Origin of the sequence: Corallococcus sp. RDP092CA (assembly GCF_041903675.1) — a bacterium.
GTDB lineage: Bacteria > Myxococcota > Myxococcia > Myxococcales > Myxococcaceae > Corallococcus.
The window spans coordinates 1-24,440 of record NZ_JAYESI010000043.1; the positions used below are offsets into that span (position 1 = coordinate 1).

General features: G+C 68.8%; 23 protein-coding genes. 8 read left to right on the forward strand and 15 right to left on the reverse strand.

Going from position 1 to position 24,440, the window contains the following annotated elements; all coding sequences use genetic code 11:
- The first annotated feature begins 104 nt into the window (after nucleotides 1-104).
- Entirely contained in the window at nucleotides 105-938 is an 834-nt protein-coding gene (locus U8525_RS31185) for an SDR family NAD(P)-dependent oxidoreductase (RefSeq protein WP_374270356.1), read from the forward strand.
- A 12-nt stretch (nucleotides 939-950) separates the two neighbouring features.
- On the opposite strand, the gene U8525_RS31190 is transcribed toward U8525_RS31185, so the two are convergent.
- The gene (locus U8525_RS31190) at nucleotides 951-1,325 is read right to left on the reverse strand and encodes a hypothetical protein (RefSeq protein ID WP_374270357.1); all 375 of its coding nucleotides are present in this window, start codon (nucleotides 1,323-1,325) and stop codon (nucleotides 951-953) included.
- Between the two features lie 255 nt (nucleotides 1,326-1,580).
- Here U8525_RS31190 and U8525_RS31195 point away from each other — a divergent pair, with 255 nt between their 5' ends.
- Nucleotides 1,581-2,180 carry a cupin domain-containing protein gene (locus U8525_RS31195; RefSeq protein WP_374270358.1) on the forward strand — a complete coding sequence of 200 codons (600 nt, stop codon included), beginning with the start codon at nucleotides 1,581-1,583 and terminating at the stop codon, nucleotides 2,178-2,180.
- Nucleotides 2,181-2,183: 3 nt separating this feature from the next.
- On the opposite strand, the gene U8525_RS31200 is transcribed toward U8525_RS31195, so the two are convergent.
- The 5 genes from U8525_RS31200 to lspA (U8525_RS31220) form a co-directional block, all read right to left on the reverse strand.
- Nucleotides 2,184-2,699 (reverse strand): KdsC family phosphatase, encoded by a 516-nt coding sequence (locus U8525_RS31200; protein ID WP_374270359.1) that lies wholly within the window; start codon nucleotides 2,697-2,699, stop codon nucleotides 2,184-2,186.
- Between the two features lie 14 nt (nucleotides 2,700-2,713).
- Nucleotides 2,714-3,826 carry an MXAN_5187 C-terminal domain-containing protein gene (locus U8525_RS31205; RefSeq protein ID WP_374270360.1) on the reverse strand — a complete coding sequence of 371 codons (1,113 nt, stop codon included), beginning with the start codon at nucleotides 3,824-3,826 and terminating at the stop codon, nucleotides 2,714-2,716.
- Nucleotides 3,827-3,865: 39 nt separating this feature from the next.
- Nucleotides 3,866-5,167, reverse strand: coding sequence for a prolipoprotein diacylglyceryl transferase (locus U8525_RS31210; RefSeq protein ID WP_374270361.1), 1,302 nt, complete (start codon nucleotides 5,165-5,167; stop codon nucleotides 3,866-3,868).
- An 83-nt stretch (nucleotides 5,168-5,250) separates the two neighbouring features.
- Nucleotides 5,251-5,865: a signal peptidase II gene (gene lspA, locus U8525_RS31215; protein WP_374270362.1), complete on the reverse strand. Its 615-nt coding sequence runs from the start codon at nucleotides 5,863-5,865 to the stop codon at nucleotides 5,251-5,253.
- Nucleotides 5,866-5,897: 32 nt separating this feature from the next.
- Nucleotides 5,898-6,527, reverse strand: a complete 630-nt coding sequence (gene lspA, locus U8525_RS31220; RefSeq protein WP_374270363.1) for a signal peptidase II — start codon at nucleotides 6,525-6,527, stop codon at nucleotides 5,898-5,900.
- Between the two features lie 141 nt (nucleotides 6,528-6,668).
- Here lspA (U8525_RS31220) and U8525_RS31225 point away from each other — a divergent pair, with 141 nt between their 5' ends.
- A complete protein-coding gene (locus U8525_RS31225) occupies nucleotides 6,669-7,031 on the forward strand; it encodes a hypothetical protein (protein ID WP_374270364.1) in 363 nt (120 codons plus the stop codon).
- 66 nt (nucleotides 7,032-7,097) lie between these two features.
- On the opposite strand, the gene U8525_RS31230 is transcribed toward U8525_RS31225, so the two are convergent.
- Nucleotides 7,098-8,303 carry an endonuclease/exonuclease/phosphatase family protein gene (locus tag U8525_RS31230; RefSeq protein ID WP_374270365.1) on the reverse strand — a complete coding sequence of 402 codons (1,206 nt, stop codon included), beginning with the start codon at nucleotides 8,301-8,303 and terminating at the stop codon, nucleotides 7,098-7,100.
- 239 nt (nucleotides 8,304-8,542) lie between these two features.
- Here U8525_RS31230 and U8525_RS31235 point away from each other — a divergent pair, with 239 nt between their 5' ends.
- A complete protein-coding gene (locus U8525_RS31235; RefSeq protein ID WP_374270366.1) occupies nucleotides 8,543-9,307 on the forward strand; it encodes a Mut7-C RNAse domain-containing protein in 765 nt (254 codons plus the stop codon).
- A 108-nt stretch (nucleotides 9,308-9,415) separates the two neighbouring features.
- A complete protein-coding gene (locus U8525_RS31240) occupies nucleotides 9,416-11,719 on the forward strand; it encodes a hypothetical protein (protein WP_374270367.1) in 2,304 nt (767 codons plus the stop codon).
- 82 nt (nucleotides 11,720-11,801) lie between these two features.
- Here the strand turns inward: U8525_RS31240 and ileS are convergent, their stop codons facing one another.
- Both ileS and U8525_RS31250 read right to left on the reverse strand, forming a co-directional pair.
- Entirely contained in the window at nucleotides 11,802-14,696 is a 2,895-nt protein-coding gene (ileS, locus tag U8525_RS31245; RefSeq protein WP_374270368.1) for an isoleucine--tRNA ligase, read from the reverse strand.
- A 54-nt stretch (nucleotides 14,697-14,750) separates the two neighbouring features.
- Nucleotides 14,751-15,047, reverse strand: coding sequence for a hypothetical protein (locus U8525_RS31250; RefSeq protein WP_374270369.1), 297 nt, complete (start codon nucleotides 15,045-15,047; stop codon nucleotides 14,751-14,753).
- Between the two features lie 152 nt (nucleotides 15,048-15,199).
- On the opposite strand from U8525_RS31250, the gene U8525_RS31255 reads away from it, so the two are divergent.
- Nucleotides 15,200-15,583: a hypothetical protein gene (locus U8525_RS31255; protein WP_374270370.1), complete on the forward strand. Its 384-nt coding sequence runs from the start codon at nucleotides 15,200-15,202 to the stop codon at nucleotides 15,581-15,583.
- A gap of 3 nt (nucleotides 15,584-15,586) precedes the next feature.
- Here the strand turns inward: U8525_RS31255 and U8525_RS31260 are convergent, their stop codons facing one another.
- The 5 genes from U8525_RS31260 to U8525_RS31280 all read right to left on the reverse strand — a co-directional run bounded on the left by U8525_RS31260 (nucleotide 15,587) and on the right by U8525_RS31280 (nucleotide 21,382).
- Nucleotides 15,587-16,360, reverse strand: a complete 774-nt coding sequence (locus U8525_RS31260) for a hypothetical protein (RefSeq protein WP_374270371.1) — start codon at nucleotides 16,358-16,360, stop codon at nucleotides 15,587-15,589.
- A complete protein-coding gene (locus U8525_RS31265) occupies nucleotides 16,360-17,388 on the reverse strand; it encodes a pilus assembly protein (RefSeq protein WP_374270372.1) in 1,029 nt (342 codons plus the stop codon). The genes U8525_RS31260 and U8525_RS31265 overlap by 1 nt, the downstream gene beginning before the upstream one ends.
- Nucleotides 17,385-19,004: a pilus assembly protein gene (locus U8525_RS31270; RefSeq protein WP_374270373.1), complete on the reverse strand. Its 1,620-nt coding sequence runs from the start codon at nucleotides 19,002-19,004 to the stop codon at nucleotides 17,385-17,387. Before U8525_RS31270 ends, U8525_RS31265 begins: the two co-directional genes overlap by 4 nt.
- The gene (locus U8525_RS31275; RefSeq protein WP_374270374.1) at nucleotides 19,001-19,780 is read right to left on the reverse strand and encodes a TadE/TadG family type IV pilus assembly protein; all 780 of its coding nucleotides are present in this window, start codon (nucleotides 19,778-19,780) and stop codon (nucleotides 19,001-19,003) included. The genes U8525_RS31270 and U8525_RS31275 overlap by 4 nt, the downstream gene beginning before the upstream one ends.
- Before the next feature lie 168 nt (nucleotides 19,781-19,948).
- Nucleotides 19,949-21,382 carry a sigma 54-interacting transcriptional regulator gene (locus U8525_RS31280; protein ID WP_374270375.1) on the reverse strand — a complete coding sequence of 478 codons (1,434 nt, stop codon included), beginning with the start codon at nucleotides 21,380-21,382 and terminating at the stop codon, nucleotides 19,949-19,951.
- A gap of 77 nt (nucleotides 21,383-21,459) precedes the next feature.
- On the opposite strand from U8525_RS31280, the gene U8525_RS31285 reads away from it, so the two are divergent.
- On the forward strand, nucleotides 21,460-22,479 hold the full coding sequence (locus U8525_RS31285; protein WP_374270376.1) for a RimK family alpha-L-glutamate ligase: 1,020 nt from the start codon (nucleotides 21,460-21,462) through the stop codon (nucleotides 22,477-22,479).
- A 195-nt stretch (nucleotides 22,480-22,674) separates the two neighbouring features.
- Nucleotides 22,675-23,346 carry a DsbA family protein gene (locus tag U8525_RS31290; RefSeq protein WP_374270377.1) on the forward strand — a complete coding sequence of 224 codons (672 nt, stop codon included), beginning with the start codon at nucleotides 22,675-22,677 and terminating at the stop codon, nucleotides 23,344-23,346.
- Between the two features lie 63 nt (nucleotides 23,347-23,409).
- On the opposite strand, the gene U8525_RS31295 is transcribed toward U8525_RS31290, so the two are convergent.
- Nucleotides 23,410-24,402, reverse strand: a complete 993-nt coding sequence (locus tag U8525_RS31295; protein ID WP_374270378.1) for a hypothetical protein — start codon at nucleotides 24,400-24,402, stop codon at nucleotides 23,410-23,412.
- Between the last annotated feature and the right edge of the window lie 38 nt (nucleotides 24,403-24,440).

A 24,440-nucleotide genomic window follows, 5' to 3' on the forward strand; every position in this document is an offset into this window, starting at 1 on the left:
GTCTGGAAGCACGCTTCTCCCGGAAAGCGAGCACCCGCGTTTCGCGCGCCGTGCTAGCCCTGTCGCGTCACGCCCTTCCTCTTTCGCCCCAGGAGTCTGGAACCATGAGCCTTCCCTCTCGTCCTCGCGCGGTGGTGACGGGCGCCGGCAGTGGCCTGGGCCGTGCGCTGTGTGAAGCCCTGGCGACCCGCCAGGCGCGGGTCATGGTGTCGGACGTGGACGCGGCCAGCGCGGAGGAGACCGCCCGCCGCGTCACGGAGCGGGGCGGCGAGGCGCGCGTGTTCGCGTGTGACGTGACGGACCCGGCCGCGGTGGAGGCGCTGGCGCGCGCCACGGACGAGGCGTTCGGCGGCGTGGACCTGGTGGTGAACAACGCGGGCGTCGCCACGGGCGGCGCGGTGGGCACGCTGCCGCTGTCGGAGTGGAAGCGCGTGCTGGACGTGAACCTGTGGGGCGTCATCCACGGCTGCCACGCGTTCGTGCCGCGCCTGCGCAAGCAGGGCTCCGGGCACGTGCTCAACATCGCGTCCGCGGCGGGGCTCGTGTACGCGCCGAACCTGGCGGCCTACAACACGTCCAAGGCCGCCGTCGTCGCGCTGTCGGAGACGCTCTACGCGGAGCTGCACCCGCTGGGGCTGGGCGTCACCGTGGCGTGCCCCACGTTCTTCCGCACGAACATCGGCGCGGCGGCCGCGCCCTACTCCGACCCGGAGACGCGCCGCCTGAGCACGAAGCTGGTGGACCAGTCGAGGATTGGCCCGGAGTGGGTCGCCGAGCGGCTGCTCGCGGCGGTGGACCAGGGCGCGCCGCACGTGCTGCCCATGGCGGACGCGCGCTGGTTCTGGCGCCTGCGGCGGCTGGCGCCCGGCCTGTTCCTCCGGGGCGTCATCGCGGTGGAGAGGCGCATGCGCGAGCGCAGCGCGCACATCCCCGGCTGAGGCGCCTCGACGTCAGTTGCTGCGCTGCCGCGCGGGCGCCTTGCCGGAGGTGAGCACCGCGGTGTCCACGGACGCCATCGAGTTGCGCTGCTTGAGCATGCGCGCCTTCTGGTTCTGCCGGTCCTCGTGCTTGAGGATGGCGGCCATGTGGGCGTCGGCCACCTTGCACTGGATGGCGCTCACCTCCTGGTGACGCCGTCCCAGCTCGTTCCACATCGCGAGCCGTCCCTGGCTGCCCAGGAGCCGGTCCTCGACCGCGTCCAGCGCCCGGTCCATCTGCTTGCCCTCGGCCTCCAGGGCCGCGAGCCGCGCGTCCGAGTCCTCCGGGGACTGCCCGCATCCCGTGGACACGGCGAGCCCCGCCGCCGCTGCCAGTCCGAGCCACATCCGCCGCGTCCCCACGTCGCCTCCCAGGTGCCTCGGGCCGTCCACCGGCCATGAGGCAGCGCAAGGTAGGGACGGGCCCGGGGACCGACAACCCGGGCGCAGGACAGGGAGGGAGGCGTTTCCAGGAGCGGACGTTTGGGCATTCTTCCCGTGCCGCGGGTTTGACAGTGAGGCAGAAGGGGCCCGCGTCATTCGCGTTGCATCCGCCCCGGGACCGGCCCAGGTTGGGAAGGTCATGCCCATGGGAGGAACGCGATGAAGGATTCCCCGAAGCCCGGCGCGGCGCGCTGGATGTCCGGCGCCATCGCGGGCGCGGCGCTGTCGCTGGCGGCGGTGGACGCGCACGCGGAGGCGCCCGCGCCCACGCGGCTCACGTTCAAGGACGACGGCAAGGTGCCGAACAGCCGCTTCCCGGTGCTGGTGTACCGCGCGGCGCTCCCGCGCGAGGGCGACGTGGCCGCCGCGTTCGAGAGGCGCTTCGAGGCGAACGGCTGGCCGCCGCAGTGGCGCTCCAGCGTCTACGACTTCCACCACTACCACTCCACCGCGCACGAGGTGCTGGGCGTGGCGCAGGGCAGCGCGAAGCTGCTGCTCGGCGGAGAGGCCGGACAGGAGGTCACCGTGCAGGCAGGCGACGTGGTGGTGCTGCCCGCGGGCACCGGGCACAAGCGCGTGGAGTCGAGCGGCGACTTCCTGGTCGTGGGCGCCTATCCGGAGGGGCACGGCCAGTGGGACCTCCAGCGCCCGGACGCGGCCACGCACGACGCCTCCGTGAAGCGCATCGGGCAGGTGCCCCTGCCGCCAGCGGATCCCGTCAGCGGCAGGGACGGCGCGCTGGTGCACGACTGGAAGTAGCCCTCAGGGCGCGGAGCGCGCCCTGTGCTTCAGGATGAACTCACACACCTCGCGAGCGGCGCCGAAGCCCGCGGCGCGCTGGGCCACGTAGTGCACCTGCGCGCGCACCTCGTCCGGCGCCTCCGGCACGGTGGCGGAGAAGCCCACCGCGTTGAGCAGCGGCAGGTCCACCACCTCATCGCCCATGTAGCCGCAGTGCTCGGCGGACACGTTGAGGATGCCGAGCAGCTTCTCGAAGTGCGCCACCTTGTCCTGGCTACCGAAGTGCACGTGGCGCAAGCCCAGCGACTGCATGCGCATCTGCGCGGAGAGGCTGTCGCCGCCGGAGATGGCGGCCACCTCGATGCCCGCCTCCTGCAAGCGCTTGATGCCCATGCCGTCGCGCACGCTGTACATCTGCGTCCAGCCGGAGTTGGGCACCCAGAAGATGCGGCCGTCGGTGAGCGTGCCGTCGATGTCGAAGATCATCACCGACAGCCGCGCCACGCGCGCCTTGAGCGCCTCCAGGTCCTGGTTCATCCGCGCCTCCCGAGCTACTTGGGCACGGCCTTGAGCGAGGCCTTGCCGTCCTTGATGACGACCTTGAACTCCACGGCCTTCGCGTTGTGCTGCTTGAGCAGCTCCGGCACCTGCTTGCGCAGCGTGGCGGCCACGGACTCGTAGGACAGCTTGGACGTGTCCTCCTGGCAGCGGCGCTTCGCGGTGACGTACGCGTCGTACACCGCGCGCAGCTTGTCGTCGGACATGCCGCCGTTGGGTCCCGCCGCCGCGGGGCGGGGCGCCGCCGCCGCCGGACGCGCGGCCTGCTGCGGAGCGGCCGGCGCCTTCGCGGCCATGCCCGGAGGCACCGCCGGACGTCCCGCCGCCGGAGTCCCGCCCGGGGCCACCGAGGGCAGCTTCGACGTCCCCGCCGCCGGGGTGCCGCCCCCCACGGGCGCGATGGACGGCAGCCCGCTCACGGGCGAGACCGCCGGCACTCCCTGCTTCGGCGGCACCAGGCCCGCGGGCGTGCCCCGGGGCGCGCCGGCCGGGGGAACCGTGACGGGGGCCGCGGCCGGCCGCGCCGCGGCGGGCGCCACCGCCGACGTGCCGCGGAAGGGCGTGCCGCCCGCGGCGGTCTGCTGCTCCGCGAGGTACTCCGAGGCGAGCTTCGGCTCGTTGATGGGACGCCGGCCGGCGAGCTCTTCGATCTCCTCGAAGTCCATGTCGTCGATTTCTTCCGGCAGCTCCACCACGCCCTTCTGGCCCGCGCTGGCGCCCGGCTTCTTCTTCTCCGCGCGGCGGCGGGCCTTGGCCAGGTCGCGGCGGTAGGTGCCGTCTTCAATCTCCTGGAGCGTGCGCGTCCACAGCCGCTCGTAGGTGAGGAACTTGTTGTGGAGGCTCTGCACGCGGAACTTCACCGCCGTGCTGCGGACGAAGGCCCCCTTGAGCTTCATCATCCGCTTCTTCAGGTCCTCATGCGCGCGGATGGGCGCCTGGCGCTCCATGCCCATGAAGTACTGCTCGTAGCTGTTGCGCAGCTCCGCGATCGCCGCTTCCAGCTCTTCACATTCGTGAAGGGCGGCTTCGCTGGAGGAGCTGGCGTCCTGCTGCGCGGGCCGGCCCCCGCTCTTGGCGGAGGACCGGGCGTTGTCGGGCGGCGGCATGTCCTGGGAGTGTCCCCAACCCGGGCGCGGCTCGCAACCTCAGGCCGCCGACGGGGTGGGCCCCAGGCCAGCGGCCGCACCCGCCGGTCGGTGGCTGGCCATCAGCAGCGCACCGAAGGTGAACATGCACAGGGAGATGAACTGGCTGGTGGACACGTTGTACCAGGCCTCCAGGGGCACCGCCCCGGCCAGCCCCTGGGCCCCCAGGGACTCCAGCAGGCCGTGCAGGGTGCCGCGCTCCACGTCGCCCCGGAACAGCTCCACCGTCGTCCGCAGGACGGCGTAGGCCATCAGCCACAGCGCAAGGATGTGCCCGTGGAAGCGGCGGAAGCGGCGCGCGTACAGGAGCGCCACGAAGAGCACCAGCTGCCCCACCGACTCGAAGAGCTGCGTGGGGTACACCGGCAACGTGGTGCCGTGCCGGGCCACCCAGTCGGAGATGCGCACCGCGCCCGGCGCCCACTCGTGGAGCACCTGCCCGGTCGCCTCCACCACGAAGCGGTCATCCCCGGCCTGCGAGCCATACGCCAGGCTGGACGCGCCCCCCAGCCGGCCGAGCAGGTCCTGCGCCACCCCGGCGCCCGGGAACGTGACGCCCGTGTGCGAGTGGCTCCCGGCCATGTCGCCCCAGCAGCACCCAGCGGAGAAGCACCCCAGGCGCCCCAGGCACTGCCCCAGCGACACGGTGGGGATGCACACGTCGGCGAGCCGCAGGAAGTCCAGGTCGTGCTTGCGGGCGAAGAGGAACGCCGCCAGCCCCGCGCCAATCAGGCCGCCGTAGAACACCAGCCCGCCGCCCAGGGAGAAGGCCTGCGTCCAGTCGCGCGCGTAGTCCTGCCAGTTCACCAGCACGAACAGCACGCGGCTGCCCACCAGCCCGCCCACCAGCACCCAGAACGCCAGGTCCATCACCTGCTCGCGCTTCTTCGGCCCCTCCGTGTCCACCCAGCCCCGGCCCGGCACGAGCGTCACGCGGCGCCACTCGTCCTGCGCCAGCCGGCCCGCCACCGACACCGCGGTGATGAAGCCCGTGGCCAGGAGCACGCCGTAGGTGTGCAGGGGGATGCCCTCGCCGTGGCCGCCGGGGAACGCGTCCGCGGGCAGCGCGAACTTCAGGCCGAAGTACGCGAGGAAGCCGCCCACCACCGCGAACCCCACCGCGCGCAGCAGCTTGTCCTGGAACGTCGCGGGCCCCTCCTTCCCCGTCTCCGCGTCCACCGGCCCCGGCGCGCCCTTCCAGCCGTTGACGGCGACGGAGGCCACCACCGCCACCGCGACGGCGTACAGCAGGAGCTGCATCCACAGCGTGGTGAAGGACAGGCGCAGCAGGACGGGGAGCATGGGGGACCTCTCGCCGGGCGGCCCGGACGAACGGCGGGACAACCGGGACGGGCGGGAGGGACATTCCCGGGCCCGTCACGCCACTACGCGGCCTTCGCGGGCGCGGAGGCCTTGGGCTTCTCCTTGCGCACGAAGGCGTCCACCACGAGCATGCCCACGCCGATGCAGATGGCCATGTCCGCGACGTTGAACGACGGCCAGGCGGCCTTGTCGTACCAATGGGCCTCCAGGAAATCGATGACGAAGGCCCGCGCCACGCGGTCGATGTAGTTGCCCAGCGCGCCGCCCAGCACCAGCGGCAGGCCCCACAGCGCCCACGCCTCCGCGGGATCCGTGCCGGACAGCTTCCGGAAGTAGAAGACGATGAGCACCACCGCGCCCAGGCTCACCAGGTGGAAGAGCGGGCCGCGCAGGTGGGGCGGCAGGTCGCGGAACATGCCCCACGCCGCGCCCGGGTTCTCCGCGTAGCGCAGGCGGAAGAAGTTCTCCGCCACCTCCACGTGCGTGCGCGGCTGGAAGTGCAGGCCGCGGAAGCCCGGGGCCGCCGCGGGTGAGTAGAACGCGCCCAGCCGCTCCGACAGCGTGGTGAGCCCATCGAAGCGGGTGGTGAGGTCGCGCACGACCAGGTACTTCGTCCACTGGTCCAGCACGATGACGCCCAGCGTGAGGGCGAGGAGGATGGCGTATTTGCGCGGCACGGGGAGGGCTTATACCAGCCCACCCCCGCGCGTCACGGCTGGGGGCTGCTGCCCTGGGGGAGCGGCGGGGTGGCCACGGCCTCCGGCCGGCGCAGCGAGTCCAGCAGCATCAGCGCCACGCCCACGCAGATGGCCGCGTCCGCCACGTTGAACGTGGGCCAGCGCATGCCCGGCTGGTTGCGCCAGTGCCAGTCGATGAAGTCGATGACGTAGCCCCGGATGAGCCGGTCCACGAAGTTGCCCAGCGCGCCGCCGGTGATGAGCGCCAGCGCCACGCGCACCACCTTCTGCGACGGCTCCGTGCGGCGGTACAGCACCAGGATGAACCCCAGCGCCGCCAGGCTCACCACGTGGAAGAACGCCTTGCGCGCCGTCTCCGGCAGGGTGGAGAACATGCCCCACGCCGCCCCCGGGTTCTCCACGTAGCGGAAGTGCCAGTAGTCCTCGATGAAGCGGTACGGCCGCGTGTTCTTGCGGAACACGCCCTCCACCGGAGGGTCGTTGTCCAGGTTCCGTTCGCTCAGGAAGCCGGACACGCGCGCGAGGCCCGTGCGCCCATCCAGCGCCTCCGTCAGCCGGGACACGGCCAGGTACTTGGTCACCTGATCCGCCGCCAGCACGGCGAGGACGACCACGAGGAGGAGGCGGATGGAGGCTTTCATGGGGTGCCCGAACCTCTATCGCGCCCCCGGGAGCCCTGACAACCCGGACCTGGGCCGCGGGTCGCCCGTCCGCCTGCCCTCGGCCTCCCGAAGGCTCCACGTTTCGGGCATGGTGCGCCCATGGCGCCTGTTGAGCCCGACGTGAAGCCTTCCGCTCCCGACATTGCCCCACCCGAAACCACCACGCCGGCCCCGGCGGCGAAGCCGACGTTGATGGCGCGCTTCAAGGCGCTGCTCCTGGAGTACGGCCCGGTGGCCTTCGCTCTGTACTGGCTGAGCTTCGGCCTGTCGATGGTGGGCTTCTGGGCGGCCATCCGCGCCGGCTTCAAGCCCGAGGGCGTCGGAGCGCAGGCGGGGACATGGGGCGCGGCGTACGTGGCCACGCAGCTCATCAAGCCCCTGCGGCTGGGCGCGGTGTTCGTCCTGACGCCGCTGGTGGCCCGCATCCCGCCGGTGGCGCGCTTCCTGGAGCGCAACCGGCACAAGTGGAGCGACCTCCTCTGAGGAAACGGCGCGGGCCGGGCACCGGGGAGTCCCGATGACCGGCCCGGGTTGCCTGCCGCGCGCCCGTTAGAAGTTGGGCGTGCGGAACGTCTTGATGACGCCCATGTGCTGCATGCTGGACGCGCCGCTGTCGCTGCTCAGGGCCGGGTAGATGTCCGAGATGGGCGTGTAGACGCGGCTGTCGAGCACCAGGCCGTTGTTGAAGGTGCTGGTCCCGACGACGGTGGGCACCTGGTACTGGCGCAGGTCGGAGTCCACGAGCACGTGGTCATAGGGCTTGCTGCGGCCGGCGTTGGTGCCCTCCTTGCCGTTCTTGTCGGCGGGGTGCGGGCCCGCGGTGTCGACCACCTGCTTGAAGGTGGTGAGGCACGCCTCGGAGCGGGAGTCGGTGTTGAAGTCACCGCCGATGGCCAGGTAGTCGCCCTCGGGGATGTTCGCCTGGATGTAGCCCACGAGCTGGGTGGCTTCCGCGTTGCGATTGCTCGAGCTGGTGGTGAGCAGGTGGACGCTGATGGCCCAGAGGTCGCGCGGCCCGGGGATGTCGATGCGGGCCCAGGCGAAGTCGCGGTTGGAGACCTTGGCGTCCTTCCACTCGCCCGAGTCGATGATGGGGTAGCGGCTGATGATGCCGTTGGGGATCTGCGCGCCGGTCTCGCGGTAGTAGTAGAAGCCCGCGCCAATCATGTCGACCATGGAGCGCATGTCCGCCGCCGAGTCCGACTTGTAGTTGAACTCCTGGATCATCACGATGTCGGGCTTCACGCCCTGCATCAGCCGGATGCCGTGGCCCGGGTCGTAGTCCTGGCCGTTGCCGCTGGAGAGGTTGGCGGCCATCAGGCGGATCTCCGTGTAGCCCGCGTCGGTATCCGACTCGCCGTCCGAGCCCGCGTCCGCGGATCCGCCGTCGGTCGGCGAGCCCGCGTCGGTGGAGGAACCGGCGTCGGTCGAGGAGCCCGCATCCTCGGCCGAGCCCGCGTCCGTCACGGACCCGGCATCGGAGGAGGTGCCCGCATCCTCGGCCGAACCCGCGTCCACCTCCGTCCCCGCGTCCTCGGAGCCCGCGTCCACATCGGCTCCGGCGTCCTCGGAGGTGCCCGCGTCATCCGTGGGCAGCCCCGCGTCCTCGGAGGTGCCCGCGTCGGTGCGGGTCCCCGCATCGACGGTCGTCCCCGAGTCCGGAGGAGGAAGGGGCTCGTCACCCTCGCCGCAAGCGAGGGCCAGGAAGCCCAGCGCCAGGAAGGGGCGAAGGAACGGGGGGAGCTTCGATGCCATACAGGGCCTGGATCCTTGCTTCCGAGGGTGTCGAGGGGTGACCCGTCGGCTTCGGCGCGCCGACTGGCGCGTGATTATAGAAGTTTGCAAGAAGGCTGTCCTCTGACGGCCCGTGAGGATCACGTCACTGCCTTTCAAGAATTCAAGAGCCGCACCGCGCCATAACTGGGTAAGGCGGGGATTCAAAGAAAGACATCATGATCATCAGCGACGACGCAGCAGGACGTGAGGAGTCCCGGATGTCATCACGACAGCTCACGGTGCGGCTCCACGGCGTACTGAACGACTTCGTCGCACCGGAGCGCCGGGGACAGGCGTTCACGCACGTGCTGCAAGGCAGCCCGTCGGTGAAGGACCTCATCGAGTCACTGGGGCCGCCGCATCCGGAAGTGGACGTGGTGTGCGTGGACGGCGAGCCGGTGGGCTTCGGGCATCGAGCGGAGGAGGGAACGCGCCTCGACGTGTATCCGGCGTTGGCTCCAGCGGCTGCGCGGGTCGCGCAGGAGGCGCGGGTGGGGCCGCCGCTCCCGGACATGCCGCGCTTCATCCTGGACGTGGGGTTGGGGCGGCTGTCGGGCTTCCTGCGGATGCTCGGCTTCGACACGCTCTGGCGCAACGACTACGCGGACGACCAGTTGGCGCGCCTGTCCCGCGACGAAGCGCGGGTGCTGCTCACGAGGGACCTGGGCGTGCTGAAGCGCTCGGAGGTGGTGCAAGGCTACTACCCGCGAGCGACCGACCCCGCGCACCAGCTGGTGGAGGTGGTGCGGAGGTATGGACTGACCTCGCGCATGCGGCCCTTCTCCCGGTGCATCGCATGCAACGCGCCGCTGTCCACCGCGACACCGGAAGAAGTGCAAGGCCGCGTCCCGGAAGGCGTGGCCCAGCGTCACCGCCATTTCCAACAGTGCCCTGGCTGCCAGCGCGTCTTCTGGCCCGGCACCCACCACGAACGCATGCAGAGCCTGGTGGAGACGCTGCGCAAGCTGGAACAGCCCGACTAAAAAGCAGACGTCTGGGAATAACTTGAAGGCAAAGCTCAGGAATCAACCTGGGGAGCGTCTGAAGAGCTGCAACGCCAGATCTCTTTCACCCAGACAGACACCCCCAGCATGAAAATCCAGCATCACCAAATCCTCATCATTTGTCTTGCACTTCTCGCAGGGTGCACCGCACAGGATGCACCGCCTGACGAGGCAGCCCCTCCTCCGCAAGCGATTCTGCAACGCCTGGACACGCCCGCGACCCGGGTCCTGGCCGTTCCCAAATGGGTGGGCGTGCTGAAAGCACGAAGCAGGACGAGTGGCCAGTGGACGACGCCCTATACCTCGCACGAGTGGAAGGGCGAACTGACGTACTTCGCCCCGATCGAAGTCGAAATGCTTGAGGCATCGAGCTTCGGATTCGTCACCATCAAGCGAGGCTTCTACAACTTCAGCCGGATCGAGCAGGACATCTTCCAGGGGCAGACCGTCGCGACCTATGTAGCCCGGTGTTCGGACAGTGCGCCCACCCGCACGTCCACGATGGAGTTTCTCTCGGACACGACCTACAAGATGCAGCTGACACCATTCAGCGGCATTCCGTGCAAAGGGTCTGTGACCCAGGCTGGGACCACGACCGAACCCATGTTCTCGTGGTATTTATTGAGCCCCTTCCAGTTCGGCAGTCACTTCGTCTTCGACCTCCCCGCGGTCGATGCGCCCCTGCGCATCCACGGGACGAAGCACCTCATCACCAGCGACTCCACCGTCCTGGCGAATATCCCGGATCCCATCCCTTACGGCACGACCCCCGTGGAATGGGACATCGAATGGGACCTTCAGCCTGAAGGTGATGACTTTGACCTCGTCTTGAGCGCGGAGGACTACGACAACTGGCTGCCGCTCGCACACATTGAACCGGTCGTCGGGACGTCCCTGACTTCAGGCGCCCTGGAGCCCGGCTCCACCATCCGCGTGAAGGCCCAGGTCGTCCCAAAGCCAGGTTCCACATCGACGTCCAAGGTGAAGCAAGTCACCTTCTTCCTTACCTCTTCCAACGTGCCGGGTATCGCCATGAACGCGCTCGATTCAAGCCCGACCCCTGATGGTGAGGACCTGCAGTTCGAGCAGAGCAAGAACGCAGCGCTCGGCCTGGAATTCATCGACCTCGCAACAGTGCAGACCCCGGTGGGGGAATATGAGGAGGCAAAGGCTGACATCTCCTCGTTTGACTTCGGAGGATACGGGGACGTCATCGCCAAGGCCGAAACCGAAGATGGCAAGGTTGTCATGTCGGTGATCGAGGATCCGGCAAGCACGTCCAATCCCCCCCTGCTCACGAAAGATCCCCTCCTCCTACCGAAGAGGAAACCTGACTCCCACATCGCAACCCAGTGGAAGACCACCGAGAACAGCCTTTCGAAAACAGACCTGGACGATAGCGAAACGCTGGGAGGTGGACGTGGAGACGTCGACAAGCCAGGTGATGGACTGAGCCATTATGAGGAATACAGAGGCTTCATCCTCAAGAATGATCACATCCGAACCAAGCCCTCGGACGTTGATTATTTCCTCAACAACAAGATGGGCGGGGATGCCGCTGCGGGCATCCAACTCTTCAAGGATCTGACCAACATCAAGGTCCACCTCGTGGGCGACGATGATTTCAGTCCATCAGACCGCCTGATCAATCCCTTCCACGAGAAGACGGCCCACGTGGCCAATCAACATCTGGTCATCATCGACTACGAATCCTCCACATTGGACAAGGGTGCCTCAACCACCTACGGGGGCCCCAGCAACCCCAAGAACATCCTCCGTATCGGCATCACTCGACATGGGTTACCAGAAGAACTCGCGCGAAATGTCGCACATGAACTGGCGCACTCGGTCAATGTTCCTCACCATGGAGAAGGGGGAATGTTCCTGGCCTATTTGGATCCGCTTGATGCTCCCGAGTTCAAGGAAACTCCTACCTACCCACCTGAGCTCAATACACCCACAGCGGTAGGCAAAATCGCCACCCTCTTTGAGCCTGGGACCCAGCTACCCTTCGCCTTGGCCGGGAGCTCAGAAAGAAGGCTTTACGCGATTGCCACGAAGTGCCAGGAGGATGGCACCCAGAGCGTCTTCTCTGGAGCCCATGATTGCATCATGCGTTACAGAGCAAATGCATTGATTCACTTGACTCCTGAAAACCTTCGATACGAACGGCATATGCTCGTCTACAACATGGCAGAGCCCATCGGGGATAAGCTCTGTACCACCACCTACGGAACAGGATTCAATGCAGGAGGCATCACAGGACGACACGGAAACGCCGCCAGCAACCGCGGCGAATGCGCAAAAAAGATGGTCGTCAGTGACCGCTACACGCTCGAAGCCTGGACCAAACCTGCCTGCACGCTAATCCGGACGTACAAGCCTCTTTAGGCGTGCAGGCCACACAGCCTGGAGTCACTGCCAAACCACGCCACCGCGAGCATTCTCGCGGTGGCGTCTTCTTCGCACCGTCTCAGCTCAATGCCTCACGGCACTTGAGACAGACATCCCCACCTTGCCCCACCGCCTCGGAGTACACCCAGCAACGCGGACACTTGGAGCCCAGGGCCGGAAGCACTTCGACGGAGAGGGAGGCACCGTCACCCAATGTCTGTGAAACCTCCAGCGCCTTCGCTGCCTCGGACGGAGCATCCGTCAGCTCCACCTGGCTCACGATGAACAGCCCGGGCAGCTCCGCGAGGTGCGCCTCCAGCAGCTCGTGCACCGCGCCCGTGGCGCTCAGCACCACGCGGGCCTCCAGCGACGCGCCGATGCGCTTGTCCCGCCGCGCCATCTCCAGCGCGCCCTGCACCGCGCCGCGCACCGCGAACAGCTTCGCGTAGCGCACCTCCAACTCCGGCGGCATCGTGACCTTCGCTTCCGCGAAGCCCGCCAGGAACACGCTCTTCGCGCGCTCGCCCGGCAGGTGCTGCCACGCCTCCTCCGCCGTGAAGCTCATCACGGGCGCCAGGAGCGGCAGCAGCACCGTGAGCACCTCGTGCAGCACCGTCTGCGCGCCTCGCCGCGCGGGCCCGTCCTGCTTCGCCGTGTAGAGCCGGTCCTTCAGGATGTCGAAGTACACGGCCGACAGGTCATTGGCGCAGAAGTCCACCACCGTCGCGTAGACGAGGTGGAACTCATAACCCTCGTACGCCTGCCGCACACGCGCGGCCACCTGCGCCAGCCGGCCGCGCGCCCACTGATCCAGCGGCAGCAGCTTGTCCCCAGCCACCGCGTCCTTCGCCGGGTCGAAGTCGTGCAGGTTGCCCAGCGCGTATCGCAGCGTGTTGCGGATCTTCCGATACCCCTCCGACAGCCCCTTGAGGATGGCGTCCGACAGGCGCACGTCGTTGCGGTAGTCGCTCGCCGCCACCCACAGCCGCAGCACCTCCGCGCCGTACTGCTGGATGACCTTGTCCGGCGCCACCGTGTTGCCACGGCTCTTGGACATCTTCTCGCCCTGGCCATCCACCACGAAGCCATGCGTCAGGCACGCCTTGTAGGGCGCCACGTCGCGCGTGCCCACCGACACCAGCAGCGAGGAGTGGAACCAGCCCCGGTGCTGATCACTCCCCTCCAGGAACAGGTCCGCCGGCACACGCTGCCGCTTCGCCAGCACCGCGGACGCCATGCACGCCGAGTCGAACCAGACATCCAGGATGTCCGTCTCACGGTGGAACTCGCCCTTGCCGCAGCGAGGGCACGCGAAGTCCGCGCCGAGGAAGTCCTTCACCGGCGTGCGGTACCACACGCCCACGCCCTCCTGCTCCACCGCCGCCGCCACCCGCTCCATCACCTCCGGCGACACCACCGCGTCGTCGCACCCGTCGCAGTACGCGATGGGAATCGGTACGCCCCAGCTGCGCTGCCGGCTGATGCACCAGTCCGGACGGCCCTCCAGCATGCCGCGGATCCGTGACTGTCCCCACGACGGCACCCACTGCACCTGCCCCACCTGCTCCAGCACCACCTGCCGGAACGTCTGCGTGCCGTGGAACGGCGCATCCATGGGGATGAACCACTGGTAGGTTGCCGCCTGGATGACCGGCTGGTGGCAGCGCCAGCAGTGCGGATAGCTGTGCGTGACGGTGTCCGACTTGTCATTGAGCAGCGCGCCCCGCTGCACGAGCAACTCCAACACCACCGGGTTCGCTTCGAACACGCGCCGCCCCGCCAGCCCCTCGCCCACCGTGTCGTCGTAGCGGCCGTCCGCGCGCACCGGGTTGTAGATGTCCAGGCCGTACTTCAAGCCGACCTCGTAGTCCTCCTGACCGTGCCCTGGCGCCGTGTGTACCAGCCCCGTGCCCGCATCCAGGGTGACGTGCTCGCCCAGCACCACGCGCCCCTGTCGCGCCAGGAACGGGTGCTGATACGTCACGTGCTCCAGCTCCTCGCCCGTCGCGTACGCGAGGATGCGCGACGGATCCACCAGCGCCGGGGACGACACCTCGCCCGTGGGGAGCTGCACGTGCTTCACCGCGAGCTCGTCCGACTTCACCTCCGCCAGCACCTTCGCCAGTAGGTCCTTCGCCACGCAGAGGACGCGGTCCTCCAGCCGGTAGAAGACGTATTCGAACTCGGGGTTCACCGCGATGGCCAGGTTGGCCGGCAGCGTCCACGGCGTGGTGGTCCAGATGACGAAGGACACGCGCTGCCCCTTCAGCTGCGGCAGCCTGTCCACCAGCTCCGGCCCCGCGTCGAAGGCCACGTACGCGGACGGCGACGTGTGCTCCGCGTACTCCACCTCCGCCTCCGCGAGCGCGGTCTGATCCTGGAGGCACCACGCCACGGGCTTCTTGCGCCGGTACAGCATGCCCCGCCGCGCGAACGCGGCCAGCTCGCGCACCTCCTGCGCCTCGTAGCTGAAGTCGAGCGTCCGGTACGGCGCGTCCCAGCTTCCGAAGATGCCCAGCCGCTGGAACTCCGCGCGCTGGATGTCCACGAACTCCAGCGCGTACTCGCGGCAGCGCTCCAGCAGCGCGTCGCGCGACAGCGCGCGCTTGTCCAGCTTCTGTTCCTTGAGGCGCTTCTCCACCGCCTGCTCGATGGGCAGGCCGTGGGTGTCCCAGCCGGGGATGAAGTCACACGGGCGTCCGGAGAGGTTCCGGAACTTCACCACGATGTCCTTCAGCACCTTGTTGAGCGCATGCCCGGCGTGCAGGTGGCCGTTGGCGTACGGCGGCCCGTCCGCCAGCACGAAGGGCTCACGGCCCGCGTTCTTCGCCAGCAGTTGCCGCCACACGTCCTGCTCCCGCCACCAGGCGAGCAGGCGCGGTTCGAGCTGGCCCAGGTTCCCCTTCATGGGGAACTCCGTGCGCGGCAGGTGGACGGTGGCGTCGAGGTCCTTGCGGGAGGGGGCGTCGCTCATGGCTGGCAGCGCCCGTAACACCCTCCCGCCGGTCCTTCAATCACACCTGCGGACTCACTCGTCGTGGTCGTCGTCGCCGTGGTCGTGCGTGTGCGGCTGGGGCGTGTTCTTGCCTTTCCCCTTGGGACACTTCTTGGTGCACTTCGCCTGCGCGGACTGGACCTTCCGCGTGCAGTCCTCCGTGCACCCCGGCTTGTTCGCGGGGCACTTCTTTCCACAGGCCAGGAGCGCGGAGCCGGCGTTGAGGCCACACTTCTCGTTGCACGTCTGCGCGAGCGCCTGGGGCGCCACCAGCACCGCGCCCAGCGCCATCAGCCCCAGCCAGCCCCGCACCGCGATTCGCGTCTGCATGTCGTCATGCTCCTTGTGCCGCGAAATCATCGCTCAGAAAACACCGCGCGGGCAGCCTCGGAGCGCCTTCATTCCCACCGAAGGGAGGGCTATGCTCGCCGCGCTCCCGCACGGGGCCTGCTTTCGAGCATGCTCCCATCGAAAGGCACCCCATGAAGTCCCCTCTCGCCGCACTTCTAATGGGCCTCTCCGCCCTCTGCCTGTTCGCCGCCCCCAGGGCCCAGGCGCTCCCCGCGTCCCCCGCATCCCAGTCCCTGAACGCGCTCGTGGCCGCGACACCGCTGCAGCCCGTGAAGAACGACCAGGGCGAGGAGATGAAGCCCCCCTTCCAGGACCAGGAGCAGGCGCAGTGCGTGTCCAAGTGCCAGGAGCCCATGGGCCGCTGCATGAACCAGTGCAAGAAGGGCGACAACGGCTGTCCCAGCAAATGCGCGGAGAAGATGGTCTCCTGCAGCCGGGGCTGCGGCATGAAGGTACCCAACGCCAACAGCGTCAAGAATGCCCAGCGCGTGCGCCGCAAGGGCTCCAGCCACTGACGCTCAGGGAGCGTTCGTGGCACCCAGGCGGTGACGCAGGGACACCATCAGGCGCGTCTCCTCCGTGCGTGTGCTGATGATCAGCAACTCCGACCCCCTCCGGAAGAGCCCCTTCTCATCGGGGTCTTCCTCGTAGCCCACCGGCTTCAACGCCTCGCGGTAGTAGTCGAACACCTGCTCCTCGGTGGTACCGGGCTTCGCTGCGTAGACCGCCAGGTGCGCGCCTTCCAGGTCCGAACGCGTCAGCCCGTCCGCTCCGGGCATCAGCGGCGCCCAGCTGAGCGTCGTCCCAGGGGGCTTGTAGCTGGACATGTTGGAGGTGCCCAGGATGAGCGTGACAGACTTGTCCGCGTTCTCCTGGAAGATGACCGTGTAGGCGAGCAGCTTCTCCACGTCGAGCGCGGTCAGCATCGGCTCCGTGGTGGGCGAGCGCTGCTCGCGCATGGGCGCCATGTAGAAGCCAGCTTTCCGGAAGCTCTCCATGATGTGCTGGATGACGGCGTTGAGAGGCCAGTCGGTCCGCGCCAGCTCCAGGTTCATGGGGACGCCGTCGGACACCTGCGGGCCCGGTGACTGCACCCAGACCACCTTGCCCGGAATATCCCAACGGAAGGGCGCCTTGGGCGCCTCCGCTTCGCTCACGCCCGCGTCAGGAAGCGCCTGCGGCTTCACCACCGCCTGGCCACGCGCGGGCGGACGTGGCGCCGGGCTTCCCGCGTCCGCCGAGATGGAGGGCCCGGCCGATAAGGCGAGCGACAACAGCAGCGACATCATCATCAAGGACAGTTCTTCCCCAGGAAACAGCTGTCGCGCTGGATATAGGCCAGCGGATAGGGAACCGCCCCCAGGAAGGGCCCTGGAGGAATAGCACCCGGCGTGGTGGGCCACGCGTAGATCAATGCCGCAGGGCCGTAATACCCGCCTGGATCCACGGGCATCGGCTGGAGGAAGCCGGCCTCCTCGCCCATGGCGCTCATCCAGAACACGTTCTCCGCCCCATAGAAGAAAGGCATAGGCAGACTGCCCACGATGCCCATGGCCAGGGCGCTGCCAGAGAAGTCCGGGCCCATCGCGTTCGTCAGCAAGCTGGCCGCGTAGACGCTGGCTGCCATGTCCCAGTAGGGCACGTTCATGGGACACGGCAAGGGCACATCCGGAATGATGGGGCACATGCCGGACTCGCCGTCTCCCGTCAGGCCCCAGTCGTCCAGCATGCTGGTCAGCGACGCGGAGCAGTTTCCGCCCCACGCCCGGCCAATGCCACACACGTTCAGAGGCCCCATGTCGTAGTGGGCCTCCTTGAAGAACCCCGTGGACCCCTGCGAGTCCTCCACGTAGCGCCGGGGGAACTTGAAGGCGGCCAGCTGCGCCCGCGCATTGCAGGAGATGCCGCCACCATCACTGTAGGCTACGTAGGCGAAGGGATGGGGATCATACCCCGGGCCGTCGGGCGTACAGGTCACCTGCATACCATCCGTCCGGGTGAAGACCTGGGTAATGCCCGGACCCGGGCCCGGCGTGCGGCTGAGCCCGTCAAAGTCCGCGTAGCTGTTGGTGGTCTCGGCGGCGGCCCTGACGACAGCGGCCCGCGACGGGTCGGAGTCCCCCGGCCAGTCATGGAGCCGATAGCCCGGCGCATCCAGCAGCGCCGCGTGCGTCGCCGCCGTCACCTTCACGGAGAACACGGAGATCTCCGAGAAGTGGATGAGGAAGACGAGCACCGTGGTGAACACCAGCATGCCGATGGCTGCCTCCAGCACGGCCTGGCCCCGTGGGCCGCGCCTCGCCCGGACGCGGGGGCTCACGGCATCCCCCTGTATCCCTGGGCCTTCAAGGCGTTGTACGCATCCGCCGCCCACCCCACGGAGGAGTCGTTCAGCGCGTCCGTCATGTCTTCGCCATCCACGTCATCCGTCGCGAGCGTGGCGCGCCAGTACGGATTGAGCAGGTTGGGCGGTTCGCGCCAGTGGTCGCGGCGGTGGTAGTAGGTGACACCCGTAGACACGGAGGTCTGTCGACTGATGTCCATGCCTCCAAACATGGGCCCCAGGTGAACCCCCCGGTTGTCGAACTCCGTGCCGGAGTTGGACGGGTTGAACCGGAAGCGGAACAGCAGGTCCCAGGGGTCGCCCCCCGCGGCCGAACGCTGGGCGTAGTCGCGCTGGATGACCGCATAGTTCTTCGGCTGCCCCCAGATGTCACCGGGGTCCATCAGGTGCAGGCCGTTGTAGTCCATGAACATGGGCCACACGGATGGACACCGTCCGATGCCCAGCCGCGTGCAACGTCCCATGTCATGCCGCGTCTGCGCGGGCTCCATGTCCATGCCCAGCCCCGAGCTGGCGGAGGGCAACCATGCATGAATGTCCGTTCCGTCCATGACGTCCGTGGCGCGCAGGAGCGACGCGCTGACCATGATTCCTCTCGACGTGGTCTGACAGGGAGGGCGGCCCCGGTTGAACACCACCTGACCGAAGCCGTGGTCGTCCGCGTAGGCCGCCACGTCACTGGAGCCGAAGCTCGCGTGGTCCGGCATGGCGGACCAGTAACCGGCGCCGAATCCGCCAATGGACGTAAAGACGTCCGGTGGCGTGATGGCCCGCGTCTGGATGCCCGTGGTGACCGCAAGGTTCGCGGTGGGGTAGAGGTTGCGCTCCGTCACGAAGCTGTGGCCACGGCTGCCGATGGCCGCGAAGACGTGGTGCTGGGAGAAGATGTCTGGAATCACCGCGCCAAGGCCCAGGTAGATTTCGTCGATGGCCGTGTTGCTGTTGGAGCTGAGCTCCCCGCCAAAAGGACTTCCGCGCTGCGCGTCGCGAACGATGCGGTCGGCGACGCGCTCGCGCTGCATCTCCAGCATGAAGCGCGTGTACTCCAGCGTCTGCCCATCCAGGAACATCAGCTGCGCGGCGCGGCCCAGCAGCATGGCCCGGCGAGCTGCCGGTGCCTCCAGGGCCTCCCATTGTGCCGCGAGCGTCATGTCGTACATCGCGAGCCGCGACACGGACAGGTTGATGGCCGCGATGGCGCTCAAGGCGCAGCCGCAGAAATGGCTGCACCCCGAATGGGGAGCACAACATGGCACCAGCGCCCAATACGGCGCGGAGGCCATCTGGTAGGCCACCGCCGCGGCACCGACCTGCGAGCGGTAGTAGCTGCTCCAGTTGATGAGGCTGTTGACCGCGGCCTGGGACACCATGTGGCCAATCTGCGCGCGGCTCATCAGCGCCATCTCGTTGAAGACGCGCGCTGTCTGGGCGGCCTGGCTGTAGGCCACGGCGTCCGCGACGGCCTGCGTCTCCATCTTCTCCTTCACCTTGCTGCCCAATGACAACGTCAGGCAGACCAGCAGGGTCATCAGCAGCAGGGTGAGGGTGAACAACACCAACGTCTGGCCACGGGAAAGGCGCGGCAGCGTCATAGGACCTCCGGTGCTGGAGCGCAGTTCTGGGTGGTAAAGAAGCGCCGCTGCAACGGCGTCATCATGCGCAGGGATGCGGAAGCCTGGATGGGCATGACGTACTGGCTCGCCGCGAACCGGGTCATGACCTCCGCGCGGATGGCGGCCTCCACGTTGAGCGCCTGCGTCTGCTGCCACTGGGCCTTCTGGGTGAGCATCAGCGGGTTCTGCGCCGTGTAGTCCTGCCAGCCCCAACGGGCCAGCACCATGCGGCTGATGACCCAGTCCGCGAAGGGGATCTTCAGCGGGAACCAGTAGATGAGCCGCATCTCAAGGCGCCGGATGCCCGCGTCCCACTGGTCGAAGTGGCCGTCGTCGTTCGGAACAGACGCCGCGAGCGGGCTCTCGCGGATGAGCCACAGGATGACACCATCGTGGTTGCCGTCCGGACCCGGCACGTAGCGGAACTGGTTGTAGGGGTTGTTACGGCGCGCGGCGAAGGCTGCCGCCAGCCGCTGGCCGGGCGTCCCCCCAGCGCCTCCCCGCCCCAGGAACGAGTAGAAGCTCGGCAGCAGCGCCACGACAGCCGCGTGCGTCATGGCTTCACAGTCGCCATGCCGCACGCTGCCCACGCGCGTGGCGCGGAAAACCGCGTACTCCGCCATCAACCGGCCCTGCATCATCAAGAACAGCTGCAACGTCCCCAGCACGAGGAAGACGACCAGCGGCAACGTGATCGCTGACTCGACCGCGGCCTGGCCGGATTCACCTGCTTGACGGGGGGAACGTGCGCTCATACGAAAGCTCATCCTGCGGGAGGGGGGGACCTCGCAGTATCCGTCAACTGACCGCCGACACACCGCGTCGCGGTCCGAAACGGAGGGCGGAGTGTCTCAGAAGACGGGCCTGCTGGAAACTTCCTGGGGTTGTGACACCCCCGGTGAAAACCATGCAACGTCGATGTTTCAGCGCGGCTTCAGGCCCTTGGCGTCGAGCTGATACTTCTTCACCAGCCGCTCGATGGACTTGCGGTGCAGGCCGCTCTCCCGGGCGGCGCGGGACAGGTTGCCCTCACAGCGGGTGAGGACGCTGGTGACGTACTCGCGCTCGAAGTTCTCCAGGAGCTGCTCCTTGGCGTCCTTGAAGGCCAGGTGCTCGTTGAAGGGCAGCGGGCCCTCGCGCGCCTGGCCCCGGATGCGCGGGGGCAGGTGGGCCGGAAGGATCTCCTCGCCCTCGGAGAAGGTCAGCACGTGGGAGAGGACGTTCATCAGCTCGCGCACGTTGCCGGGCCAGGCGTAGGCCATGAGCAGCCCCAGCGCCTCCGCGGAGAAGCGCTTGCGGCCGTGCGTCTCCACCACCTCCGGCTCCGCCAGCGCCCGCTTGAGGATGAGCGGGATGTCGTCCCGGCGCTGGCGCAGCGGCGGCAGCTGGATGTGGATGACGGACAGGCGGAAGTAGAGGTCCTCGCGGAAGTTGCCCTGGGCAATCTCCTTCACCAGGTCGCGGTGGGTGGCGGCGATGACCCGACAGTCCACCTCGATGACGTCGTTGCCGCCCACCCGGCGCACCTCGCGGTTCTCCAGCACGCGCAGGAGCTTGGGCTGCAGGTCCAGGCGCAGCTCGCCCAGCTCGTCCAGGAAGATGGTGCCCCCTTGCGCGCGCTCGAAGGCGCCGGGGCGGCTGGAGGTGGCGCCGGTGAAGGCGCCCTTCTCATGGCCGAACAGCTCGCTCTCGATGAGGTTGGGCGGGATGGCGCCGCAGTCCAGCACCACCAGGGGGCCCTTGCGGCGGCCGGACAGCTCGTGGATGGCGCTGGAGACCAGCTCCTTCCCCGTGCCCGTCTCCCCCTGGATGATGACGGACACGTCCATGGGCGCGATGCGCTTGATGAGCCCGAACACCTGCCGCATCTTCACGCTCTGGCCCACCATGCCGCACAGCTCGCCCTCGCGGTCGGGCTCGACCGCCACCTCCTCGTCCAGGGGGGCGAAGGTGATGACGGAGGAGCCGGCGCGGATCTGCGAGCCCGGGGACAGGTAGGCGCGCTCGATGCGCCGGCCGTCCAGGAAGGTGCCGTTGGTGGAGTTCAGGTCCACCAGGAGGTGGCCCCGCTCGGTGTACTGGACCTCGAAGTGGTGGCGGCTGGCGGTGCGGTCCTCCACCAGCACCAGGTCGTTGCCCGGGTGGGCCCCGCAGCGCAGCCGCTCCTTGTCGCTGACCATGGAGCGCCCGGTGTCCGGCCCCGCCGTCACCACGAGCCGGCACTTGTGCAGCTTCACGCTGGCGCGCGCCTCCACCACCAGGGTCTCCCCCAGCAAGGGGGACTGGGACGACAGCTCGAGGCCGACGTCTCCGGGGTTGGTGTGGATGTCGTCGGGATGCGGGTTGGGGGCGGTCATCAGTGAACGCGAGGATAGCAAAGGGTGCCCACGGGCCGTGCCTCCACGCCTGTGCGTGCTAGTGTCCCGCGCCCCGCATGCCCCCCCGAAAACCCCAGCCGAAGAAGGCGCCCGGCCCGTCTGGCGCGCAGGCACCCGAGCGCGGTGACGCACCGCGACCCAAGCGGCCCCGCGCGAAGAAGACCGTGGCCATCCTGTCCCGCAAGCGCTCGCTGTATTCGACGCGTCGGCTGGTGGAGGCCATCAAGGCCCGGGGCCACCGGGCGCTCGTCTTCGACACGCTGCGCTGCTGCCTGATGCTGGCGCGAGGCCAGCCGCGCATGAGCTACCGCGGCGCGGAGGTGAAGGGCGTGGACGTGGTGATTCCGCGCATCGGCGCGTCCATCACGGCGTACGGCCTGGCGGTGGTGAACCACTTCGAGATGATGGACGTGCCGGTGCTCAACCCGCCCACGGCCATCGCGCGCAGCCGCGACAAGCTGCGCGCGCTCCAGTTCCTCGCCCGCGCGGGCCTGGACATGCCCCGGACGGTGCTGGCCCACGACCGCGGCAACGTGCGCAAGCTGGTGCAGGAGGTGGGCGGCCTGCCCGTCATCATCAAGCTGATCAGGGGCACCCAGGGCGTGGGCGTGATGATCGCCCACACGCTGCCGGAGGTGCAGACCATCCTCGACACCTTCTGGGACCTGGGCCAGGAGATCGTCCTCCAGGAGTTCGTCGCGGAGAGCGAGGGCCGCGACGTGCGCGCGCTGGTGGTGGGCGACACGGTGGTGGGCGCCATGCGCCGCAAGGCGAAGAAGGGCGAGTTCCGCTCCAACATCCACCGCGGCGGCGAGGGCCGCGCCATCACCCTGCCCCCCGACTACGTGGAGGCCGCGGTGAAGGCGGCGCGCATCATCGGCCTGGAGGTCGCGGGCGTGGACATGCTGGAGGGCCGCGAGGGCCCGCGCCTGATGGAGATCAACTCCAGCCCCGGCTTCGAGGGCCTGGAGGCCGCCACCGGCAAGGACATCGCGGGCCACATCGTGGAGCACGCGTTGGTGTACGCGGGGACCCGGAGCAGCGCGTTGCGCACGCGGGCGGGCCGCACGTCCTGAGCCAAGGGGGCACATCGTGAGCAGGCGCGCGAGCGCCCCCGCGCGCCTGCCCGCCTGCTCCATGGCGTGCGTGCGGGGCTCCACGGTGCGCACGGCGCCTTGGATGCTCCTCAGGAATCCGGGAATGCCTTCCGGCGCGGATTGTCAGGGGGTGTTGGCAGCGGCGGGGATGCGCCTCTAATCTGGCGGCCCCCGATGAAAACGCTGCACAAGCCGCTGCAGATCACCGTCTACCAGGATGTGCTTTGCGCCTGGTGCTACCTCGCCGACCAACGGTTGGAGGTGCTTCGCCAGGAGTTTGGCGAGGCCGTCCGCTGGAGCGTGCGTCCCTACCCCCTGCGTCTGCATGACGTGCTGCCCACGGAGCGCGAAGTGCGCGGGCTGGTGGAGGAGGTGAAGCGCGCGCAGCGCGAGCCCGACCCCAGCGCGTCGCTGCTCTCCACGGACCTGTGGCTGGGCGGGGATCCGCCGCGCTCCAGCGTGCCGGCGCTGGCGGCGTTGGAGGCGGCGCGGCTCCAGGGGCCGCAGGCGCGGGCCTTCCTCGCGCGGGCCATGCAGCGGGCCGCGCTGGAGCAGGGCGTCAACGTGTCGCGCTCGGACGTGGTGTTCGAGCTGGCGGCGCGCGTGGGCCTGTCCATGAACCAGTTCTCCGCGGCCTTCCGGTCCGAGGAGACGCGCCGGCTGATCCATGACGAGCACCGGCTGGCCGGCAGCCGCGGCGTGCGCGGCGTGCCCACGCTCGTGCTGGGCGGCCGGTGGATGCTGTGCGGCCTGCGCGAGCTGTCCGAGTACCGCGAGCACATCCTCGCGTGCCTGGGCAAGGTCGCCGTCCCCCGCTCGGGTTCCTCCGAGCGGCTGGTGCACTGAAGTCTCCCCGCGCGCCTTCGCTCCGCTTCGCGAAGGCGCGCACTCCCTCTGCCTCCCGCGGCGTCAGCCCCGGGAGGGCTCCGCGGCGTCGCCCCAGGGCGAGCGCACGGCCAGGTACAGCCCCGCGAAGAGCAGCTGGGCCAGCGCCATGCCGGGGATGAAGCCCACGCAGCACAGGCAGAACCCCACGAGCATGGCGGCGCCCCCCGAGAGGACCACGCCCAGCATGGCCAGCCGCTGGCCCCGCGCCGCCCCCCAGCAGCGGCGCAGCACCTCGAAGGGTGAAGGCGGCGCGTCGTTGAAGGCGATCTCCGGCTGGATCAGGTATAGGGGCAGCGCCAGGTACGTGAGGGGCCCCACCAGCACCAGGAACGCCGCCCCCATCACGCCGAGGACAGGCGCCACCGCGTCCCAGTACTCCTGCGGCGAGGCGTCCGCGCCCGGGAGGGAGCGCAGCTCCAGGCCCAGGCCCGAGGCCGCGAAGATGCCCAGGAAGATCAGGGCGAACACCGCCACGAAGGCGACGGCGAAGAGGATGAGCATCGTCAGCGCGTAGGGCACCGCCTTGTGCAACTGGCTGAAGAGGCGCGCCAGGTCCACGCGGCCTCCGTGCAGCACGTCGAGGCACACGCGCGTGAGGCCCAGCTGCACCAGGCCCTGCACCAGCTGCTGCCCCACGAGCCCCACGACGCCCAGCACCGCGGTGAGGCCGTCGCTGCCCAGCGCCCCGCCCACGGTCGTGGCCAACTGGATGATCATCTGCGCGCCGAAGGACACGCCCAGGGTGATCAACACCGCGAGCGACAGCATGGCCCACTCGCGCTGGAACGCCACCCAGCACACGTCCCACAGCTTGCTGAAGGACCAGGTCTCCCGCCGCAGGGGGAACGTGTCGCCGAAGCGCTCCCGGCACGTGGGGCAGTGCTGCAACGCGCCGTACTCGCTGCACGCGCCGCACATGAAGTTGCCGCAGCGCTCGCAGGTGCCCGTGGCCTCCCGCCCCGGGTGCAGCGCGCAGGACGCCCCGACCGCGCGTCCGAAATCCACATCCGACATCCGCATGCCTCCCCGGCGCGGCGCCCAGGGCCGCGACC